Genomic DNA, 20,265 nt, shown 5'->3' with positions numbered 1-20,265 from the left:
CCCGTGCCGTCGCGCGGATTGCGCTCTTGCCGGGGTATTTGCAAAACGGACAGATCAGAGCGCCGTCGGATCGTGGTCGTAGAGCCAGGCGAAACGCTCGATCAGCCGTGTCGGGGCCAGGCGGTTGACGGCGCGCAACCCGGCATGGGCCACGGCGCGGGTCGGGCCCTTGAGATGGTAGTTGCGGGCATTGGCGTTGGCGGCCTCGACGATTCGCCGGCAGCGCGGCTGGCGCAACGCCTCATAGCGGGCCAGCGCCCTCTGCTGGTCGGGGTCGGCCGCGAGGCAGGCGGCCAGGGTCCAGGCGTCCTCGAGCGCCATGACCGCGCCCTGCGCGAGGAAGGGCAGCGTCGGATGGGCGGCATCGCCGATCAGCGCCCGGCTTCCGTCCTGCCAATGCGCCGCGACCGGGTGGCGGAACAGGCCCCATTGCCCGACCTGCTCGACGCGCGCCAGCCAGCCCGGCACCGGGCCGCCGAACCGGGCGAAGGCGGCGCGCAGCTCGGCCGGGTCGCCGGGGATCGACCAGCCCTCGTCCTGCCAGTCGGGGCGCTCCAGCACCGCGACGATATTGCGCAGGCCCTGGCCCAGCGGATAGCTGACCAGATGCCGGCCCGGGCCCATGAAGACCTGCGCCATGGGCGGCGCATCGGCTTCGGCCGGGATCAGCGCCCGCCACGCGGTCTGGCCGGTGAAGAAGGGCGTCTCGGGGCCGTTCAGCAGCGGACGCAGCCGGCTTTTCACCCCATCGGCGCCGATCAGCAGCGCGGCATCGGGCGGGGCGGTGACCTCGTGCCCCAGCTCGATGCGGGCGCCGGCCTCGCGCGCGGCCTGTTCCAAGAGCGCCACCAGCCGGGCGCGGTGCACCAGGCGGAAGCGGTCCTGCGGCCGGTGGCGCGCCAGGTCCAGCCGCGCGACCGGGCGGCCGGTCGAATCGTTCAGCTCGACCCGATCGGAGCGGGTCGAGATCGCCTCGAACCGCGGCCAGAGCCCCAGCGCCTCGAGCACGCGCACGCCATTGGGCGAGATCTGCAGCCCGGCCCCGACCTCGCGCAGGGCACCGGCGCGTTCCAGCACGGTGACGGAAAAGCCGCGCTGCGCCAGCGCGCAGGCGGCGGTCAGGCCGGCGATGCCGGCGCCGATGATCGTGGCCTCGCGTGTCACGGCCGCAGCTCGGCACCGGCGAGGGCGAGGAATTCGTCCAGCCTGTCCTGCGGCAGGCCGGCGGCGCGCAGCACCTCGGCGGCGAAGGTGATCGGCGCGGTGCCGGGCGCGGTGATGACCCCGCCGTCGGCCACGGCGCGGGGCTGGTCGCGGTAATGCGCGGCCTCGGCATAGTCGGGCAGCCAGTGGCGCAGGAAGCCGAGCCCGTTCGAGGTATGCGCCCGGCCGGCCAGCAGCCCGGCCCGGGCCAGTGCCAGCGTGCCGGCGCAGATGGCCGCGACGGTGCTGCCATGCGCATGCGCCTTGCGCAGCATGGCGGAAAGATCCGGGGCATCGGGGCGGGTCCAGGCCTCGCTGCCGCAAAGCACGATGATTTCATCCGCGCGCGGCATGGCATCCGCAAGCCCGGTGACCGCCAGACCGCCCATCGAGCGGACATCGCCGCCGCCCGGCGTGACATGGCGGCAGGACAGGCCGTAGAAATCCCCGCCGACAGCGGCGATCAGCGGGGTTTCCCAATCGGCGAAGCCGTCGAGCACGACGATCATCACCGGCTTCAGGCCAAGATCCTGCATCCTTCGTCCTCCGGTTCCCGGGGGCGGGCGGCGGGTCAGTCGTCGCGATGCACGCGCTCGCGCCGCTCGTGCTTTTCCTGGGCTTCCAGCGTCATGGTGGCGATGGGGCGGGCGTCCAGCCGCTTCAGGCTGATCGGCTCGCCGGTCATCTCGCAATAGCCGTATTCGCCGGTCTCGATCCGGCGCAGCGCGGCGTCGATCTTGCTGACCAGCTTGCGCTGGCGGTCGCGGGTGCGCAGCTCCAGCGAGCGGTCGGTTTCCTCGGAGGCGCGGTCGGCAAGGTCGGGGACATTGCGCGCGCTGTCCTGCAGGCCCTCCAGCGTTTCGGCGGATTGGTCCAGAAGTTCCTGCTTCCAGGCAATCAGCTTGCGGCGGAAATATTCAAGCTGCCGCTCGTTCATGAAAGGTTCGTCTTCGGCGGGGCGATAATCTTCGGGCAGAAAGGTCTGGGCTTTCATCGTTCCTCCGGGAGCCGGGCGCCTGTATGCCCGATCCTTGGCGCCCGCATAAAGTATGGCAGAGCGATTGTCACTAGGCCATTCGGTCAGGTCGTGCCGCGGCTTGCGAAGCGGCGGCGCGCTGGCTAGTTTCGCGGGACTTGCGCAAAGGACAGGCGGATGCAGTTTACCTCGACCGAAACCTATGTGGCGCCGCCGGATCTGGCGATGGCGGTGAACGCGGCGATCACGCTGGAGCGGCCGCTGCTGGTCAAGGGCGAGCCGGGCACCGGCAAGACCGAGCTGGCCCGGCAGGTCGCCGCCAGCCTGGGCCTGCCGATGCTGGAATGGAACGTCAAGTCGACCACGCGGGCGCAGCAGGGGCTTTACGAATATGACGCCGTCTCGCGCCTGCGCGACAGCCAGCTGGGCGAGGCGCGCGTCCACGACATCGCCAATTACATCCGCAAGGGCAAGCTGTGGCAGGCCTTCGAGGCGACCGGCAAGGTCGTGCTGCTGATCGACGAGATCGACAAGGCCGACATCGAGTTCCCGAACGACCTCTTGCAGGAACTCGACCGCATGGAATTCCATGTCTACGAGACCGGCGAGACGGTGGTGGCCCGGCATCGGCCGGTGGTCATCATCACCTCGAACAATGAAAAGGAGCTGCCGGACGCCTTCCTGCGGCGCTGCTTCTTCCACTACATCCGCTTTCCCGACGCCGAGACGCTGAAGAAGATCGTCGCGGTGCATCATCCGGGGCTGAAGCCGCGCCTGCTGGACGAGGCCTTGCGCCAGTTCTTCGACCTGCGCGAGGTGCAGGGGCTGAAGAAGAAGCCCTCGACCAGCGAACTGCTGGACTGGCTGAAGCTGATCCTGGCCGAGGATCTGTCGCCCGAGGATCTGGCCCGCCCGGCGGGCGAGATGCTGCCCAAGCTGCATGGCGCGCTGCTGAAGAACGAACAGGACGTGGCGCTGTTCGAGCGGCTGGCCTTCATGGCCCGCCGGCAACGCTGAAGGATCGGCGATGATCCGCGACCTGCGGCCCGAGGACCGGCGGGAATGGCAGCGGCTCTATCAGGGCTATCAGGCGTTCTACGGCTTTCACGACCGCCCGGCCGGGTTCTATGACAAGGCCTTTGCGCGGCTGCTTTCGGGCGAGGCCGCGGATTTCCGCGGGCTGGTCCATGCCGATGGCGAGCGGCTCCTGGGGCTGGTGCATTACGTCTTTCACCCGAACCTGTGGCGGGACGAGGGCGTGTGCTATCTGCAGGACCTGTTCACCGAGCCGCAGGCGCGCGGCCGGGGCGTGGCGCGGGCGCTGATCGAGGCGGTCTATGCGGCGGCGGATGCCAGGGGCGTGCCCTTCGTCTATTGGCTGACGGCCGAGGACAATGACGCGGGGCGGATGCTTTACGACCGGGTGGCGCAACGCTCGCCCTTCATCCGCTATCAGCGGCGGCTGGGGTAGGGGACTTTGCCCCCGTCGCGGTCATTCGTGCCGGTCAAAGCTCTCGCGCACATGATCCGCAAAAGCCTGCGCCGCCGAGCCGGTACCGGGGTTTTTCTGAAGCTTCGGCTGACAGGAACCGAGCGCGCCGAAGCCATCCCTTTCCGTCAGCCGGCGATGCCGGTCCTCCACCAGGCTGACCGGCAGAGGCGCGATCGCCGGGTCGGCTATGGCTGCCGCCAGCGGCCTCTGACCTATGGGCGATCCTGTAACGGCGACCGTTCTTGTCGAGTGCGGCAGGGGCCGCAGCGGGATCTGTTTGCAACCTGTCGTCAGCAGAGGCGCGATGCGTTCCTGGCTTGCTCTGCCCGGACGACCAGATGCGCTGCCCGCCTGCCGCTTCGATTGAGCGCGTCAGATGCGCTGGCAGCCAAACGACGGAAGGGGAGGATCGGCTAGCACAGGGGCTGATTGCGTTCCGAAGCGCGCATCGCAATCCGCAACGAAAAAGCCCGCCTCGCGGCGGGCCCAGTCGGTCGGGTCGGGCTGCATTCAGCGCAGGCCGGTTTCCTCCAGCAGACCCTTCTTCTTGGCCTCGTAGTAATAGCCGCGCGAATACCATTTCACGGCGTTGTCGTAATTGCCGCCGGCGACCATATAGGCGCCGCGCAGGTATTTGACGCCGTATTTCAGGTTGGTCTCGGCATCCAGCAGGCCCGAGGCGCTGCCCCGGTAGCCCATGCCGCGCGCGGTGGCGGGCAGCATCTGCATCAGCCCGTAATAGGGGCCGTTGCGGGCGCCGGGGCGGTGGCGCGATTCGCGGATGATGACGCGATGCACCAGATCGACGGGAACCTGATATTCGGCGGCGTATTTGTTGATCAGGCGGCGCAGTTCCGGCGTCTCGTTGGCGTGCAGGCCGACCGTCTCGGCGGCACTGGCGCGCGGTTCGACCAGATAGCGGCGGTCGGGATCGACCCGGTTGTCGCCGCAGGCGCTGACGGCCAGGACACCGCTCAGGGCCAAAAGCCCGATCAAGGATTTCATCACTGCCCTCGTCTTGTGGTTGGTCAAAGGATTAGCCACAGGCGCGAGAGTCGGGGAATTCAAAACAACGGGCCGCCCGGTTCGGGGCAGCCCATCGGCGGATTCTCGCCGCAACGCGGCGGCGGTTTCGGTGGCGATCCGCCGATCAGGCGTGAATCGCGCCGTCGCCGCAGGCCAGCGCCGCTTCGCGCACCGCTTCCGAGCAGGTCGGATGCGCGTGGCAGGTCAGGGCGATGTCCTGGGCCGAGGCGCCGAATTCCATCGCCACGCAGACCTCGTGGATCATCTCGCCGGCGTTCGGGCCGATGATGTGGCAGCCCAGCACCCGGTCGGTATCGGCATCGGCGATCAGCTTGACGAAGCCGTCGGCCTGGAACAGCGCCTTGGCGCGGGCATTGCCCATGAAGGGGAACTTGCCGACCTTGATCTTGCGGCCGGTTTCCCGGGCGGCTTCCTCGGTCAGGCCGACGCTGGCGACCTCGGGCGTGGTGTAGATCACGCCGGGGATCACGTCATAGTTCACATGGCCGTGCTTGCCGGCGATCACCTCGGCCACCGCCATGCCCTCGTCCTCGGCCTTGTGGGCCAGCATCGGGCCGGGCACCGCGTCGCCGATGGCATAGATGCCGGGGACATTGGTCTGCCAGTGCTTGTCCACCTGAACGAAGCCGCGGTCGGTCAGCGCCACGCCCACCGCGTCGAGGCCGAGGCCGGCGACATAGGGCCGGCGGCCGGTGGCGACCAGCACGCATTCGGCCTTGATCTCGTGCTTGCTGTCGTCCTTGCGCAGCGTGTATTCGACCTCGGCCAGGCCGTTCTCGACCTCGACCTCGGACACGGCGGCGCCGAGGACGAATTTCAGCCCCTGCTTGGCCAGGATCTTCTGGAACTGCTTCTGCACCTCGCCGTCCATGCCGGGGGTGATGACGTCGAGGAATTCGACCACCGTCACCTCGGCACCAAGCCGGGCATAGACCGAGCCAAGCTCGAGCCCGATGACGCCGGCACCGATCACCACCATCGACTTCGGGATCTTCGGCAGCGCCAGCGCGCCGGTGGAATCGACCACCACGCCGGCGGCATTGTCGACCTCGACCCCCTTCAGGCTGGCGGGTTCCGAGCCGGTGGCGATGACGATGTTCTTCGTCTCGTGGGTGGTGTCGCCGACCTTGACCTTGCCGGGCGCCTCGATGCTGGCCCAGCCCTTCAGCCAGTCGATCTTGTTCTTCTTGAACAGGAATTCGATGCCCTTGGTATTGCCGCCGACCGTCTCGGCCTTGTAGCCCTGCATCTTGTCCCAATCGACCTCGACATGGGCGTTCACCAGGCCCATCCTGGCGAAATTCTCATGCGTCTCGTGCAGCATGTGGCTGGCGTGCAAGAGCGCCTTCGAGGGGATGCAGCCGACGTTCAGGCAGGTTCCGCCCAGCGTCTCGCGCCCCTCGACGCAGGCGACCTTCAGGCCCAGCTGGGCGGCGCGGATCGCACAGACATAGCCGCCGGGGCCGGCGCCGATCACGATCAGGTCATAGGTGGACATTCAGGTCTCCTTGTTCCCGGCGCCGCTCGCGCCGGTGCGGTTCATGTGAACAGGCTGGTGACGATCATCACCATGGTGGCGATAAATCCGACCGCCCAGATCAGCGAGCGCCAGGGCGACCAGCCGAAGGCATAGGCGGGGATATAGAGGATGCGCGCCAGCAGGTAGAGCCAGGCGCAAAGCGTGGTCAGGGCATTGCCGGCATCCGAGAGCATCACCAAGAGCACGGCGATGGTGAAGAGGATCAGCCCCTGGAAATGGTTGTCGACCGCGCGGCGCAGCCGCCCGGTCAGGACCGAGAATTCGGGCTGCGTGTCGCGGGGGCTGGCGTTCCAGCGCGCCCCCACGTCGCGGTTCATCGAGGCGGCGGCAACCCCGATCTGCGCCGCCTGCAGCAGCGCAGCCAGGGCCAGCGCGGTGGTCTCGGCCGCCATCAGGCGGTCTCGACCAGGTGGAAGGCGGTGCCGGTGACGCCGGCCTGCGAATTGAACACCGCCGCCGCGCCCTCCAGATACGCCCTGGCCGCCTGGGCGTCGCCGATGTTGAACAGCGCCCAGGCGCTGGTATCGCTTTCGCGCCACAATTGCAGCAGCGACAACCCGTTGTTGCCGCGATCCTCGGCGTCATTGTCGAAGGCGGTCTTGAAGGCGGCGTAATTCGCGACCTCGTAATGGGCGATCATCTGGGTCATGGTTCGGCTCCTGGCGTGAGGCGGGCGGGCCGGCACCCCGCGGGAAAGAACGTGACGGGCCGAGCGTTGGCCCGTGCTGCGCCGGTCGCAAGAGCAACGATCCGGGGCGGCCTCGGGTTGCCATGGCCGGGGATGCAACGGGCTGCGCGCGTTGCCCTGGGCAACACGGGCCGGGCGACGCGGGTTTCGCCCAGCAATTGCCGGGATTTCTGCCGTGACAGCCGTGCAGCGGGCGTACACCGGCTGTGCACAGCCCGTGCACCGCAGGATGCAGCGGCGGGATGCGCGCACCCGGTCCCGGCGCGGCCGAGAGAGAAGGATGCGCGCATCGCCATGGATCACAGATCCATCAGCAGGCGGCGCGGATCCTCCAGCGCCTCCTTGACGCGCACGAGGAAGGTCACGGCGCCCTTGCCGTCCACGATGCGGTGGTCGTAGCTCAGCGCCAGATACATCATCGGGCGGATGGTGATCTGGCCGTCCACCACGACCGGGCGGTCCTGGATCTTGTGCATCCCCAGGATGCCCGACTGCGGCGGGTTCAGGATCGGCGAGGACATCAGCGAGCCATAGACGCCGCCGTTCGAGATGGTGAAGGTGCCGCCCTGCATCTCGGCCATGGTCAGCTTGCCATCGCGGCCCTTGGCGCCCAGCTCGGCGATTTCCTTCTCGATCTGGGCGAAGCTCTTGCGGTCGGCGTCGCGCAGCACCGGCACCACCAGCCCGTTCGGCGTGCCGACGGCGACGCCCATGTGGACGAAATGCTTGTAGACCACGTCGCCGCCGTCGATCTCGGCATTGACCTCGGGCACTTCCTTCAGGGCGTGGCAGCAGGCCTTCACGAAGAAGGACATGAAGCCCAGCTTGACCTTGTGCTTCTTCTCGAACTGGTCCTTGTATTCGTTGCGCAGGTCCATGATCGCCTTCATGTCCGCCTCGTTATACGTGGTCAGCATGGCGGCGGTGTTCTGGGCGTCCTTCAGCCGGCGGGCGATGGTGGCGCGCAGCCGGGTCATCTTGACCCGCTCCTCGCGCGCCGCATCCTCGGCCGAGCTGGGCGAGCGCGGCGCCTGGGCGGGGGCGGGGGCGGGGGCCGCCGCCGGCGCGGCGCCGGCGCGGGCCACGTCCTCTTTCATCACCCGTCCGTCGCGGCCGCTGCCGGTGACGGCATCGCGCGAGATCCCGGCCTCGGCCATGGCCTTCTTGGCCGCGGGCGCGTCCTCGATGTCGCGGGGCTTCGGCGTCTCGGGGCCGGCGCCGGGCGATTCCACCGCGGCGGCCTTCTTCGCCTCGGGTTCGGCCTTGGCGGGGGCGGCCGCGCCGGCGGCGCCTTCGGTGATGATGGCCAAGCGCGCACCGGCGTCCACCGTCACGCCCTCGGGCGCCAGGATCTCGGCCAGCACGCCCGAGGCGGGGGCGGGCACCTCGACCGAGACCTTGTCGGTTTCCAGCTCGCACAGCATCTCGTCCTGGGTGACGCTGTCGCCGGCCTTCTTGAACCAGGTCGCGACCGTGGCTTCGGTCACGCTTTCGCCCAGGGTGGGCACCATCACGTCCACGGATTTTCCGCTCATCTTTTTCTGTCCTTCCTGGGCGTTGGTGCCCGTATCTGCCTTGGGCAACATTTCCTCGGGGCCTGCATCGCCCTGTTCCATGATCTGCGCGAGCAGGGCGTTGGGCGCGACCACCGCGCCCTCGGGCGCGACGATCTCGGCCAGCTTGCCGGCGACGGGCGAGGGCACCTCGACCGTCACCTTGTCGGTTTCCAGCTCGCACAGCATCTCATCGACGGCGACGCGGTCGCCCGGTTTCTTGAACCAGGTCGCCACCGTCGCCTCCGAGACCGATTCCCCCAAAGTGGGGACGCGGAGTTCCACAGCCATCTTATCCACCGACCGTGATGGCTTCGCCGACCAGCGCCTCCTGCTCGGCCTTGTGGCGCGAGGCGAGGCCGGTCGCGGGCGAGGCCGAGGCGGCGCGGCCGACATAGCGCGCGCGGCCATGCGTGGCGCCGATGCGCGACAGCACCCATTCGATGTTCGGCTCGACGAAGCTCCAGCCGCCCATGTTCTTGGGCTCTTCCTGGCACCAGACCACCTCGGCGGTCTTGAACCGTTCCAGCTCCTTCGACATGGCCTGGGCCGGGAAGGGATAGAACTGTTCCAGCCGCAGGATATAGACGTCGTCGGCGCCGGCCGCATCGCGGGCCTGCAACAGGTCGTAATAGACCTTGCCCGAGCAGACCACCACGCGGCGGATCTCATTGTCGGGCTTCAAGGTCAGCTGCGAATTGCCGCGCTCGGCATCGTCCCAGAGCACGCGGTGGAAGTTCGAGCCGGTGGTGAACTCCTCGGCCGTCGAGACCGCCAGCGGATGGCGCAGCAGCGATTTCGGCGTCATCATCATCAGCGGCTTGCGGAACGGGCGCTTCAGCTGCCGGCGCAGGATGTGGAAATAGTTCGCCGGCGTGGTGCAGTTCGCCACGATCCAGTTGTCCTCGGCCGACATCTGCAGCCAGCGCTCCAGCCGGGCCGAGCTGTGCTCCGGGCCCTGGCCTTCGTAGCCATGCGGCATCAGCACCACCAGGCCCGACATGCGCAGCCATTTCTTTTCGCCCGAGTTGATGAACTGGTCGAACATGATCTGCGCGCCGTTGGCGAAATCGCCGAACTGGGCTTCCCACAGGGTCAGCGTGTTCGGCTCGGCCAGCGAATAGCCGTATTCGAAGCCCAGCACCGCATATTCCGACAGCATCGAGTCGGTGACCTCATAGCGCGCCTGCCCGCCGCGGATGTGGTTCAGCGGATAGTAACGCTCTTCGGTGGCCTGGTCGATGAAGGCGGAATGGCGCTGCGAGAAGGTGCCGCGCGTCGAGTCCTGGCCCGACAGCCGCACCGGATGGCCCTCGACCAAGAGCGAGCCATAGGCCAGCGCCTCGCCCGTCGCCCAGTCGAAGCCCTTGCCGGTCTCGAACATCTGCTTCTTGGCTTCCAGCAACCGGCCGACGGTCTTGTGCAGCTCGAACCCGTCCGGCACGCGGGTCAGCGCGGTGCCGATCTCGGCCATGGTCTCGGGGGCGATGCCGGTCTGGCCGGCGTTGTATTCCTCGCCCTCGGCGGCCAGGCCCGACCACTTGCCGTCCAGCCAGTCGGCCTTGTTTGGCTTGAAGTTCTTGCCGACCTCGAACTCGTCGTTCAGATGCGCCTGGAAGGCGGCCTTCATCTCCTCGATCTCGCCCTCGGGCACCAGCCCGTCGGCGACCAGCCGGTCGGTGTAAAGCTGCAAGGTGGTCTTGTGGCCCTTGATCGCCTTGTACATCGCCGGGTTGGTGAACATCGGCTCGTCGCCTTCGTTGTGACCGAAGCGGCGATAGCAGAAGATGTCGATGACCACGTCCTTGTGGAATTTCTGCCGGAACTCGGTCGCGACGCGGGCGGCATGGACCACCGCCTCGGGGTCGTCGCCGTTGACGTGGAAGATCGGCGCCTCGACCATCAGCGCGATGTCGGTCGGATAGGGCGAGGTGCGGCTGAAATGCGGCGCCGTGGTGAAGCCGATCTGGTTGTTCACCACGATATGGATGGTGCCGCCGGTGCGGTGGCCGCGGATGCCCGAAAGCTGGAAGCATTCCGCGACGATGCCCTGGCCGGCGAAGGCCGCGTCGCCATGCAAGAGGATCGGCAGCACGGCCGAGCGATGCGCCTGGTCCGACAGCTGGTCCTGCTTGGCGCGGACCTTGCCCAGCACCACCGGGTTCACGGCCTCGAGGTGGCTGGGGTTCGCGGTCAGCGACAGGTGCACGGTATTGTCGTCGAAGGTGCGGTCGGACGAGGCGCCGAGGTGGTATTTCACGTCGCCCGAGCCGTCCACGTCCTCGGGCTTGTAGCTGCCGCCCTGGAATTCGTGGAAGATGGCGCGATAGGGCTTGTTCAGCACATTGGCCAGCACCGACAGCCGGCCGCGGTGCGGCATGCCGAAGACCACTTCCTTGACGCCAAGCGCGCCGCCGCGCTTGATGATCTGCTCCATGGCCGGGATCAGCGCCTCGCCGCCGTCAAGGCCGAAGCGCTTGGTGCCCATGTACTTGACATGCAGGAACTTCTCGAAGCCCTCGGCCTCGACCAGCTTGTTGAGGATGGCGCGGCGGCCTTCGCGGGTGAAGGCGATCTCCTTGCCATAGCCCTCGATGCGTTCCTTCAGCCAGGCGGCCTGCTCGGGGTCCGAGATATGCATGAACTGCAGCGCGAAGGTGCCGCAATAGGTGCGCTGCATCAGGTCCACGATCTGCCGGATCGAGGCGATCTGCAGGCCCAGCACGTTGTCGATGAAGATCGGCCGGTCCAGGTCGGCGTCCGAGAAGCCGTAGCTCTTGGGGTCCAGCTCGCCATTGTCGGGGATCTCGCGCATGCCGAGCGGATCCAGGTCGGCATGCAGGTGGCCGCGGATGCGGAAGGCGCGGATCAGCATGATGGCGCGCACGCTGTCCAGCACGGCGCGCTTCAGCTGCTCGTCGGTCAGGCTGACGCCCTTTTCGCCGGCCTTGGCGGCGATCTTGTCCAGCGCGGCCTTGGCCTCGGACTTGGACGACATCGGCCATTCGCCGGTCAGCGCCGAGGTCAGCTCGTCCGAAGGCGCCGGCGGCCAGTCGCGGCGTTGCCAGCTTGCGCCCTTGGCCTCGCGCGTGACGGTGGCTTCCTCGTCGCCGAGGCTGCGGAAGAAGGCGTCCCAGGCCTGATCGACCGCCGCCGGATCCTGGGCCCAGCGGCCATAGAGCTGCTCGACATAGGCGGCGTTATGGCCTTGCAGGAAACTGGAATCGTGGAAGGCCGCGTTGGGGGATTGATCGTTCATTGGATTGCCTCCGGGAAACTCTATCTGTTCACGCCTTGATCAGGGGCGGTCGTATGGTTCTGGCCATGGCCGTGCCGCGGGCCGGTCATGAGCCTTGTCTGTCGGTCCTGGTACCATTGCGGCAGGCCGGCGCGCGGCTGGCGCAGCAGGGCCGGCAGTTGCCGCCCGGCCAGCAGGGCGCCGCGCAGCTGCGGCAGATCCCAGCGCCCGCCCGCCAGGTCCTTGGGCAGTTCGGCCAGCACCATGCGCAGATACCACAGCGCATAGCGGGCGAAATCGCGCCCCTGCCGGTCCGAATGGCGGCGGATGAAATAGGCGATGTTCAGCAGCGCCAGCGCCGTGTTCACCCGGCGCCGGTCGCGGCCAGCCGCCGCTTCCAGGTGGTGGATCGGCGCGTCGGGGGCAAAGGCCAAGAGCCCGTGCCGGCCGAAGCGATAGCTCGCGTCCAGATCCTCGGCGATGGCGCTGCCGACCAGCCCGTCGTCGAAGGGCTCGGCCAGCGCCACGGAACGGCGCAGGGTCAGGGCGAAGCCGGTGATGAAATCCACGCGGGCCAGCCCCTCGGGCAGGCCGGCGTCGCCGTGCCAGCGCCGCTCCGGCCGGTCATAGCCGACGAAGCGCTGGTCGGCCGGGATCATCAGCAGGTGGCGCAGCACCAGGTCGATGCCGCGCGAGCGCCGGTTCGCGACCAGGGCGCCGGCGCGGTTGGTCGCCTTGATCGCGGCACCCGGCTGCGGCGCCCGGTCCAACGGCGTGTTGCAGCAGGAGATCGCCACGATCCGGCCCCGGCTGTCGGCGCGGTAATGCGCCATGATCCGCGCCGCCGCCTGGCGGTGCAGCATGGCGTCATCGTCGATCAGGAACAGGATGTCGGCGCCGGCCAGCGCGATGCCCTGGTTGCGCTGCGCGGTCAGCGACTTGCGACAGGCCGGCACATAGGTCAGCGGGCAGGGGCCGGTCTCGGCGATCACCGCCTCGACGCCGGCGCGGTTCTGCTGCCAGTCGGCGCTGGCATCGACGATGACGATCTCGGCCGGCGGCTCGGTCGAGCACAGCGCGTGGCGCACGCAGTCGCAGAGCATGGCGCCGCGATTGTAGGTCGAGACGCACAGCGCCCAGCTTTCGGCGCGCGCCGGACCGGCAGGGGGAGGCTGGACCGCACCCGCGCTCATCCTCGCCTCCCGCAGTGGGGCAGGGGCCGGCACGCCGCCGCGCGACAGGGCTGGGCCTGGGCGGAGCAAGGGGCGATCTGGCGACGGGGGCGGTCCACTCTGGCACCTGGCTTGGATGGTTTCGGCGCGGCCCCCGCAAGGTAGGCAGGGACCACGCCTAAGTCAAAAACCCTACGAAGACGTTACCGGCCGAGAGCCTTCAGCACGGCTTCGCCCAGGCCGGCAGGGCTGTCGGCGACGATGATCCCGGCCGATTTCATGGCCTCGATCTTCGATTCCGCGTCGCCCTTGCCGCCCGAGACGATGGCGCCGGCATGGCCCATGCGGCGGCCCTTCGGCGCGGTGCGCCCGGCGATGAAGCCGGCGGTCGGCTTCCACTTGCCCTTGCGCTTCTGCTCGGCCAGGAATTCGGCGGCCTCTTCCTCGGCCGAACCGCCGATTTCGCCGATCATGATGATCGATTCGGTTTCCGGGTCGTCCAGGAACATGCGCAGCACGTCGATATGCTCCAGCCCCTTGATCGGGTCGCCGCCGATGCCGACGGCCGAGGACTGGCCGAGGCCCACGTCCGAGGTCTGCTTGACCGCCTCATAGGTCAGCGTGCCGGAACGCGACACGACGCCGACCGAGCCGCGCTTGAAGATCGAGCCCGGCATGATGCCGATCTTGCATTCGTCCGGCGTCATGATGCCGGGGCAGTTCGGCCCGATCAGGAGCGACTTGCTGCCTTGCAGCGCGCGCTTGACCTTCATCATGTCGAGCACCGGGATGCCCTCGGTGATGCAGACGATCAGCGGGATCTCGGCGTCGATGGCTTCCAGGATCGAATCGGCCGCGAAGGGCGGCGGCACATAGATCGCGGTCGCATTGGCGCCGGTTTTCGCGACGGCCTCGTGGACCGAGTTGAACACCGGCAGGTCCAGATGCGTGCTGCCGCCCTTGCCGGGGGTCACGCCGCCGACCATCCTGGTGCCGTAGGCGATCGCCTGTTCGGTGTGGAACGTGCCTTGCGAGCCGGTGATGCCCTGGCAGATGACTTTGGTGTCTTTGTTGACGAGAACGGCCATGTAAGCCTTCCTTGATTACTGCGCAGCCTTGACTGCGGCGGAATGGATGGCGGGCGCGCAAGCATGCGCACCCTTGCTGGTCAGAAAGCCCGGAAAAAGAGCATGACGATTGAAGCCAGTATGAACAGCGCCCCTCCTCCCGCCAGCGACGATGGCAGAAAAGCCATATAGTCGCTTGCAAGACGATCGACCCCCAGCGGCTCGCCGGCGGGGCGGGGATGTGCACTCCGCGCTGCCAGCAGTTGCGCGCGCTTCAGGCGTGCGCCGGCGATGAAGGCCACTGCGCCGATCAGGAAGAGGGCGGCTTCCAGCATCTTTAGCCCTTCACCGCCTTGACGATCTTCTGCGCGGCATCCGACAGGTCGTCGGCCGCGATCACGTTCAGGCCCGAGTCGCCGATGATCTGCTTGCCCAGCTCGACATTGGTGCCTTCCAGGCGCACGACCAGCGGGACTTGCAGGCCGACCTCTTTCACGGCGGCGATGATGCCTTCCGCGATGATGTCGCAGCGCATGATGCCGCCGAAGATGTTGACCAGGATGCCTTTGACGTTCGGGTCCGAGGTGATGATCTTGAACGCCTCGGTGACCTTTTCCTTGGTGGCGCCGCCGCCGACGTCAAGGAAGTTCGCCGGTTCGGCGCCGAACAGCTTGATGATGTCCATGGTCGCCATGGCGAGGCCGGCGCCGTTCACCATGCAGCCGATCTCGCCGTCCAGCGCGATGTAGTTCAGGTCGAATTTCGAGGCGGCCAGTTCCTTCGGGTCTTCCTCGGTCTCGTCGCGCAGCGCCAGGATGTCGGGCTGGCGATAGAGCGCGTTGTTGTCGAAGCCCATCTTGGCGTCCAGCGCCTTGAGATTGCCTTCCTTGGTCACGATCAGCGGGTTGATCTCCAGCATCTCCATGTCCTTCTCGATGAACATGCGATACAGGTTGCGGATCAGCGCCACGCATTGCTTGACCTGGCCGCCGGTCAGGCCCAGCGCGAAGGCCACGCGGCGGCCGTGGAAGTCCGAGAGCCCCGAGGCCGGGTCGACCGAGAAGCTGACGATCTTTTCCGGGGTCGAGGCCGCGACTTCCTCGATGTCCATGCCGCCCTCGGTCGAGGCGACGAAGCTGACGCGCGAGGTCTGGCGGTCGACCAGCAGCGCCAGATACAGCTCGCGCTCGATGTCGCTGCCGTCCTCGATATAGATGCGGTTGACCTGCTTGCCGGACTCGCCGGTCTGGTGCGTGACCAGGGTGCGGCCCAGCATCTGGCGGGTCAGCTCCTCGGCCTCGGCCACGGATTTCGCCAGGCGGACGCCGCCTTTTTCACCGGCTGCCGCTTCCTTGAAATGGCCCTTGCCGCGGCCGCCGGCGTGGATCTGCGCCTTGACGACCCAAAGCGGCCCGTCCAGCTCGCCCGCGGCGGATTTCGCCTCGTCGGCCTTGACGACGACGCGGCCGTCCGAGACCGGGGCGCCGTATTGGCGCAGCAGCGCCTTGGCCTGGTATTCGTGGATGTTCATCTGAGTTCCCCCGCATTAGTCGGTTGGCCGGGCTTGTGGCACATCCGCGCCGGCCTCCAAAGCACTATGCGCCGGGATTTGCGGAAAACCGGCCGCTTTTGCGGGTTTGTGATCACAGCCATTCAGGCTGTGATCGCAAAAGCCCGGACCGTTACCGCAAGCAGGGTCGGGACGGTCGCGGTTGCCCTTGCGTCAACCCGCTTTTGCTTTGACTTTGCCGCGGCCGGGGCCAGAACTGGCCGGGCGACAATTTCTGGAAACGCAGGATTTGAGACATGGCGAATTATCCCACAGACGGCAATGATACGCTGGAGGGCACCGAATCGTCCGAGACGATCGACGGGCTGGCCGGCAATGACACGATCTATGGCAACGGCGGCAACGACACGCTGATCGGCGGCACGGGCAACGACGTCTTCGCGATCGGGGGCACCAGCCCGGGCACGGATTTCTTCAACGGCGGCGAGGGGGACGACCGGATCCGGCTGTATTCGGACCTGACGGTGTCCAGCCTGCTGCTGGACGCGGCGCATGTGCAAGGCACCGAGACGCTGGATTTCTCGATCTATGACATCCGCGGCACCGGCGGGAACGATGTCTTCGACATCAGCGGCATTACCAATACGGTGAGCTACGACTGGATCTATCTCTATGACGGCAACGACAGCTTCATCGGCTTTGCCGGCAGCGACGAGGTCGATGGCGGTTCGGGTGCGGATACGCTGAATGGCGGTGCCGGCAACGATTACCTGACCGGCGGCGGCGGCAATGACCGGCTGATCGGTGGATCGGGCGACGATACCTTCTATATCGGCGGCACCGATTTCGGGCACGACGTCTATAACGGCGGCGAAGGCGCGGACCGCATCCGGCTGACCGGGGATGTGACCGTGGCCAGCCTGCAACTGACCAGTGCCAACGTGATCAGCACCGAGACGCTGGATTTCGCGATCTACGACATCCGCGGCACCGGCGGAAACGATGCCTTCAACATCAGCGGCGTTACCTATACCGTCAGCTACGACTGGATCTATCTGTCGGACGGCAACGACAGCTTCATCGGCTATGCCGGCAGCGACGAGGTCGATGGCGGCTCGGGCGCGGATACGCTGAATGGCGGTGCCGGCAGCGACTACCTGACCGGCGGCGGTGGCAATGACCGGCTGATCGGCGGCTCGGGCGACGATACCTTCTATATCGGCGGCACCGATTTCGGGCTGGATGTCTATGACGGCGGCGAAGGCGCGGACCGGATCCGCATGACGGGCGATATCACCGTCTCGCGTCTGCAATTGACCAGTGCCAATGTGATCAGCGCCGAGACGCTGGATTTCGCGATCTACGACATCCAGGGCACCGGCGGAAACGATGTCTTCAACATCAGCGGCATCACCTATACCGTCAGCTATGACTGGATCTATCTGCACGACGGCAGCGACAGCTTCGTCGGCTATGCCGGCAGCGACGAGGTCGACGGCGGCTCGGGTGCGGATACGCTGAACGGCGGTGCCGGCAGCGATTACCTGACCGGCGGAACCGGCAATGACCGGCTGATCGGCGGCTCGGGCGACGATACCTTCTATATCGGCGGCACCGATTTCGGGCAGGATGTCTATGACGGGGGCGCCGGCGCCGACCGGATCCGGCTGACCGGGGACGTGACCGTGGCCCGGCTGGCTCTGACCGCGGCCAATGTGATCGGCACCGAGACGCTGGACTTCTCGATCTACGACATTGCGGGCACCGGCGGAAACGACCTCTTCAACATCAGCGGTATCCGTCAGACTGTCAGCTATGGCACGATCTATCTGCATGACGGCAACGACAGCTTCGTCGGCTATGCCGGCAGCGATTATGTCGATGGCGGGGCCGGCAATGACACGCTGAATGGCGGTGCCGGCAATGACCGGCTGGACGGCGGCGCCGGAATCGACCTGGCCGCCTATGGCGCGGCGGCCGGCGGCGTAAGGGTGAACCTGTCGCTGACCACGGCCCAGATCATCGGCGGCGGGCAGGGCACCGACACCCTGCTTAGCATCGAGAACGTGAACGGTTCGGCCTTCGCCGACGTGCTGACGGGCAACGGCGCGGGCAATGTGCTGTTCGGTGCCGCGGGCAACGACCTGCTGGTCGGCGGCGCCGGCAACGACGTGCTGAACGGCGGGCTGGGCGTCGATACCGCCGGCTATGGCGGCGCCAGCGCCGGGGTGGCGGTGAACCTGGCGCTGACCGCTGCGCAGTTCATCGGCGGCGGGCAGGGCACCGATCGGTTGAGCAGCATCGAGAACGTGAACGGCTCGAATTTCGCCGACCGGCTGCTGGGCAATGCCGCGAACAACGTGCTGAACGGCGCCGGCGGCAACGACCGGCTGGAGGGGCAGGGCGGCAACGACACGCTGAACGGCGGCATCGGGGCCGATACGCTTCTGGGCGGGTTCGGCAACGATGTGCTGAACGGCGCCGCGGGCAACGACCTGCTCAATGGCGGGGCCGGGGCCGATGCCTTCGTCTTTGCCGTCAACAACGGCGCCGACCGCATCGCGGATTGGCAGGACGGCATCGACCGCATCCGCATCGTCTCGGGCAGCTGGCAGGGCGAGCGTTACGACAGCTTCGACGATCTCGACATCCGCCAGACCGCGGCGGGGGCCGAGGTCAGCTTCGGCGGCACCACCATCACGCTGGCCGGCGTGCAGGCCGGGGTGCTGAACGCGGGCGATTTCGTTTTCGTCTGAGAGCGACGGCCAAGAAAAAACCCCGCGGCTGCGTGCCGCGGGGTTTCCTGTTTGCCGAAAGGCGCCGGTCAGGCCAGCGAGGCGTCGATGCCCTTGCAGGCCGCGACCAGGCCCTTGACCGCATCGACCGACTTGTCGAACATCGCCTGCTCGTCTTTGTTCAGTTCGATGTCGATGACCTTCTCGATGCCGCCGGCGCCGATCACGGTCGGCACGCCGACATAGAGCCCGTCCAGCCCATAGGCGCCGTCCACATAGGCGGCGCAGGGCAGCACGCGCTTCTGGTCCTTCAGATAGGCTTCCGCCATCTCGATGGCCGAGGTGGCGGGCGCATAGAAGGCCGAGCCGGTCTTCAGCAGGCCGACGATCTCGGCGCCGCCGTCGCGGGTGCGCTGCACGATGGCGTCCAGCTTTTCCTGCGTGGTCCAGCCCATCTTGACCAGGTCGGGCAGCGGAATGCCGGCAACGGTCGAATAGCGGGTCAGCGGCACCATGGTGTCGCCATGCCCGCCCAGCACGAAGGCGGTCACGTCGCGCATCGAGACGCCGAATTCCAGCGACAGGAAGTGCCGGAAGCGGGCCGAATCGAGCACGCCGGCCATGCCGACGACCTTCTCTGCCGGCAGGCCGCTGAACTCGCGCAGCGCCCAGACCATGGCGTCCAGCGGGTTGGTGATGCAGATCACGAAGGCGTTCGGGGCGTGCTGCTTGATGCCTTCGCCGACCGATTTCATCACCTTCAGGTTGATGCCCAGAAGGTCGTCGCGCGACATGCCGGGTTTGCGCGGCACGCCGGCGGTCACGATGCAGACGTCGGCGCCGGCGATGTCGGCATAGTCATTCGCGCCTTTCATCACGGCGTCGAAACCCTCGGACGGGCCCGATTGCGCGATGTCCAGCGCCTTGCCCTGAGGCGTGCCCTCGGCAATGTCGAACAGGACGACATCGCCCAGTTCCTTCATCGCGGCCAGATGCGCCAGCGTGCCGCCGATCTGCCCCGCACCGATGAGTGCGATCTTGGGTCGGGCCATGAGTCAACCTCCGATTTCCATGATGGTTTCGCGGGGTGGGGTAGTCCCTTGGAATGGGAATCGCAAGAGATCTTGGCGCGCGCGCAGGAAGATTGCGCGCTGTCAATCGCTAACATGCCGAAGCTGCCCGGGCGTTGCCAAGGCCGGCGGGCTGGCGTAACCGGGGCCGGGGATACCGGAGGCGCGCATGGATCTGCTGGGTTGGGTGCTGGCGGCGGTGGCCGCCTTTTCGATCGGCCTGGCCAAGGGCGGGCTGTCGATGGTGGGCACGATCTCGGTGCCGCTGATGGCGCTGGTGATCTCGCCGGTGCAGGCGGCGGGGATCCTGCTGCCGGTCTATGTCGTGTCGGACATCGGCGGGCTGATCGCCTTTCGCCGCGATTTCGACGCGAGGGTGCTGGCGACGGTGGTGCCGGGCGCCATCACCGGCATCGGCCTGGGCTGGGCCACGGCGCATCTGGTCGACGACGCCCGCGTCGGCCTGATCGTCGGCGTGATCGGCATGGCCTTCGCGCTGAACGCGCTGCGGCGCGGCGCGCGCGGGGCGGCGCGGGCGCCCGACCGGCTGCGCGGCGGGTTCTGGGGCATGGTCTCGGGCTATACCAGCTTTGTCAGCCATTCCGGCGCCGCGCCCTATCAGGTCTATGCCCAGCCGCTGCACATGCCGCCGCTGACCTATGCCGGCACCACGACGATCTTCTTCGCCATCTGCAATGCGGTGAAGCTGATTCCCTATGCCATGCTGGGCCAGCTGTCGCTGCACAACCTGGCGATCTCGGCCGGGCTGATGCTGCCGGGCATCCTGGGCGTGCTGGCGGGGCTGTGGCTGGTCAAGCGCATGTCGCCGCAGGTTTTCTATGGTTTCATCACCTGGGCGCTGATGATCGTTTCGGCAAAACTGATCTGGGACGGGCTCTGACGCCGCGCTGCGGCAAAACAGGTCTTGCGATTCGGATCGTTTGCGGGCAGTTTCGCGCAAGATTATTACGCGA

At 67.3% G+C, this 20,265-nt stretch carries 18 protein-coding genes; 4 read left to right on the top strand and 14 right to left on the bottom strand.

Going from position 1 to position 20,265, the window contains the following annotated elements; translation table 11 throughout:
• Positions 1-54: 54 nt before the first annotated feature.
• Genes PARN5_RS0104555 through dksA form a run of 3 tightly spaced genes read right to left on the bottom strand, consistent with a single transcriptional unit; the run spans position 55 to position 2,197 of the window.
• Positions 55-1,164, bottom strand: a complete 1,110-nt coding sequence (locus PARN5_RS0104555) for an FAD-dependent oxidoreductase (RefSeq protein WP_017998594.1) — start codon at positions 1,162-1,164, stop codon at positions 55-57.
• A complete protein-coding gene (locus tag PARN5_RS0104550) occupies positions 1,161-1,739 on the bottom strand; it encodes a DJ-1/PfpI family protein (protein ID WP_017998593.1) in 579 nt (192 codons plus the stop codon). The genes PARN5_RS0104555 and PARN5_RS0104550 overlap by 4 nt, the downstream gene beginning before the upstream one ends.
• 35 nt (positions 1,740-1,774) lie before the next feature.
• Positions 1,775-2,197 (bottom strand): RNA polymerase-binding protein DksA, encoded by a 423-nt coding sequence (gene dksA / locus PARN5_RS0104545; RefSeq protein WP_017998592.1) that lies wholly within the window; start codon positions 2,195-2,197, stop codon positions 1,775-1,777.
• 159 nt (positions 2,198-2,356) lie between these two features.
• Between dksA and PARN5_RS0104540 the strand changes: the two genes are divergently transcribed.
• A complete protein-coding gene (locus PARN5_RS0104540) occupies positions 2,357-3,196 on the top strand; it encodes a MoxR family ATPase (RefSeq protein ID WP_017998591.1) in 840 nt (279 codons plus the stop codon).
• A gap of 10 nt (positions 3,197-3,206) precedes the next feature.
• On the top strand, positions 3,207-3,650 hold the full coding sequence (locus tag PARN5_RS0104535; RefSeq protein ID WP_017998590.1) for a GNAT family N-acetyltransferase: 444 nt from the start codon (positions 3,207-3,209) through the stop codon (positions 3,648-3,650).
• A 531-nt stretch (positions 3,651-4,181) separates the two neighbouring features.
• Here the strand turns inward: PARN5_RS0104535 and PARN5_RS0104530 are convergent.
• The 10 genes from PARN5_RS0104530 to sucC all read right to left on the bottom strand — a co-directional run bounded on the left by PARN5_RS0104530 (position 4,182) and on the right by sucC (position 15,507).
• Positions 4,182-4,676 carry a lytic transglycosylase domain-containing protein gene (locus PARN5_RS0104530; RefSeq protein ID WP_017998589.1) on the bottom strand — a complete coding sequence of 165 codons (495 nt, stop codon included), beginning with the start codon at positions 4,674-4,676 and terminating at the stop codon, positions 4,182-4,184.
• Positions 4,677-4,821: 145 nt separating this feature from the next.
• Positions 4,822-6,216: a dihydrolipoyl dehydrogenase gene (gene lpdA / locus PARN5_RS0104525; protein ID WP_017998588.1), complete on the bottom strand. Its 1,395-nt coding sequence runs from the start codon at positions 6,214-6,216 to the stop codon at positions 4,822-4,824.
• Positions 6,217-6,257: 41 nt separating this feature from the next.
• Positions 6,258-6,650: an MAPEG family protein gene (locus PARN5_RS0104520; protein WP_017998587.1), complete on the bottom strand. Its 393-nt coding sequence runs from the start codon at positions 6,648-6,650 to the stop codon at positions 6,258-6,260.
• Positions 6,650-6,907, bottom strand: coding sequence for a hypothetical protein (locus PARN5_RS0104515; RefSeq protein WP_017998586.1), 258 nt, complete (start codon positions 6,905-6,907; stop codon positions 6,650-6,652). Before PARN5_RS0104515 ends, PARN5_RS0104520 begins: the two co-directional genes overlap by 1 nt.
• A gap of 338 nt (positions 6,908-7,245) precedes the next feature.
• Positions 7,246-8,790, bottom strand: coding sequence for a 2-oxoglutarate dehydrogenase complex dihydrolipoyllysine-residue succinyltransferase (gene odhB, locus PARN5_RS0104510; protein WP_026155169.1), 1,545 nt, complete (start codon positions 8,788-8,790; stop codon positions 7,246-7,248).
• Between the two features lies 1 nt (position 8,791).
• Positions 8,792-11,758 (bottom strand): 2-oxoglutarate dehydrogenase E1 component, encoded by a 2,967-nt coding sequence (locus tag PARN5_RS0104505; RefSeq protein WP_017998584.1) that lies wholly within the window; start codon positions 11,756-11,758, stop codon positions 8,792-8,794.
• A gap of 20 nt (positions 11,759-11,778) precedes the next feature.
• Complete coding sequence (locus PARN5_RS0104500) at positions 11,779-12,930, bottom strand: glycosyltransferase family 2 protein (protein WP_017998583.1); 1,152 nt, start codon at positions 12,928-12,930, stop codon at positions 11,779-11,781.
• Between the two features lie 182 nt (positions 12,931-13,112).
• Positions 13,113-13,997, bottom strand: a complete 885-nt coding sequence (gene sucD / locus PARN5_RS0104495; RefSeq protein ID WP_017998582.1) for a succinate--CoA ligase subunit alpha — start codon at positions 13,995-13,997, stop codon at positions 13,113-13,115.
• An 80-nt stretch (positions 13,998-14,077) separates the two neighbouring features.
• Positions 14,078-14,311, bottom strand: a complete 234-nt coding sequence (locus PARN5_RS0104490; RefSeq protein ID WP_017998581.1) for a hypothetical protein — start codon at positions 14,309-14,311, stop codon at positions 14,078-14,080.
• 2 nt (positions 14,312-14,313) lie between these two features.
• Complete coding sequence (gene sucC / locus PARN5_RS0104485) at positions 14,314-15,507, bottom strand: ADP-forming succinate--CoA ligase subunit beta (RefSeq protein WP_017998580.1); 1,194 nt, start codon at positions 15,505-15,507, stop codon at positions 14,314-14,316.
• Positions 15,508-15,782: 275 nt separating this feature from the next.
• Here sucC and PARN5_RS0104480 point away from each other — a divergent pair, with 275 nt between their 5' ends.
• Positions 15,783-18,242: a calcium-binding protein gene (locus tag PARN5_RS0104480; protein WP_017998579.1), complete on the top strand. Its 2,460-nt coding sequence runs from the start codon at positions 15,783-15,785 to the stop codon at positions 18,240-18,242.
• 68 nt (positions 18,243-18,310) lie between these two features.
• Here PARN5_RS0104480 and mdh read toward each other — a convergent pair whose 3' ends face one another.
• A complete protein-coding gene (gene mdh, locus PARN5_RS0104475; RefSeq protein ID WP_017998578.1) occupies positions 18,311-19,273 on the bottom strand; it encodes a malate dehydrogenase in 963 nt (320 codons plus the stop codon).
• Positions 19,274-19,460: 187 nt separating this feature from the next.
• On the opposite strand from mdh, the gene PARN5_RS0104470 reads away from it, so the two are divergent.
• Complete coding sequence (locus tag PARN5_RS0104470; RefSeq protein ID WP_017998577.1) at positions 19,461-20,192, top strand: sulfite exporter TauE/SafE family protein; 732 nt, start codon at positions 19,461-19,463, stop codon at positions 20,190-20,192.
• Positions 20,193-20,265: the final 73 nt, after the last annotated feature.

Origin of the sequence: Paracoccus sp. N5, assembly GCF_000371965.1 — a bacterium.
In the GTDB taxonomy this organism is placed as follows: domain Bacteria; phylum Pseudomonadota; class Alphaproteobacteria; order Rhodobacterales; family Rhodobacteraceae; genus Paracoccus.
Note: the sequence above shows the minus strand (reverse complement) of the source record. Positions and strands in the feature narration are given on the sequence as shown.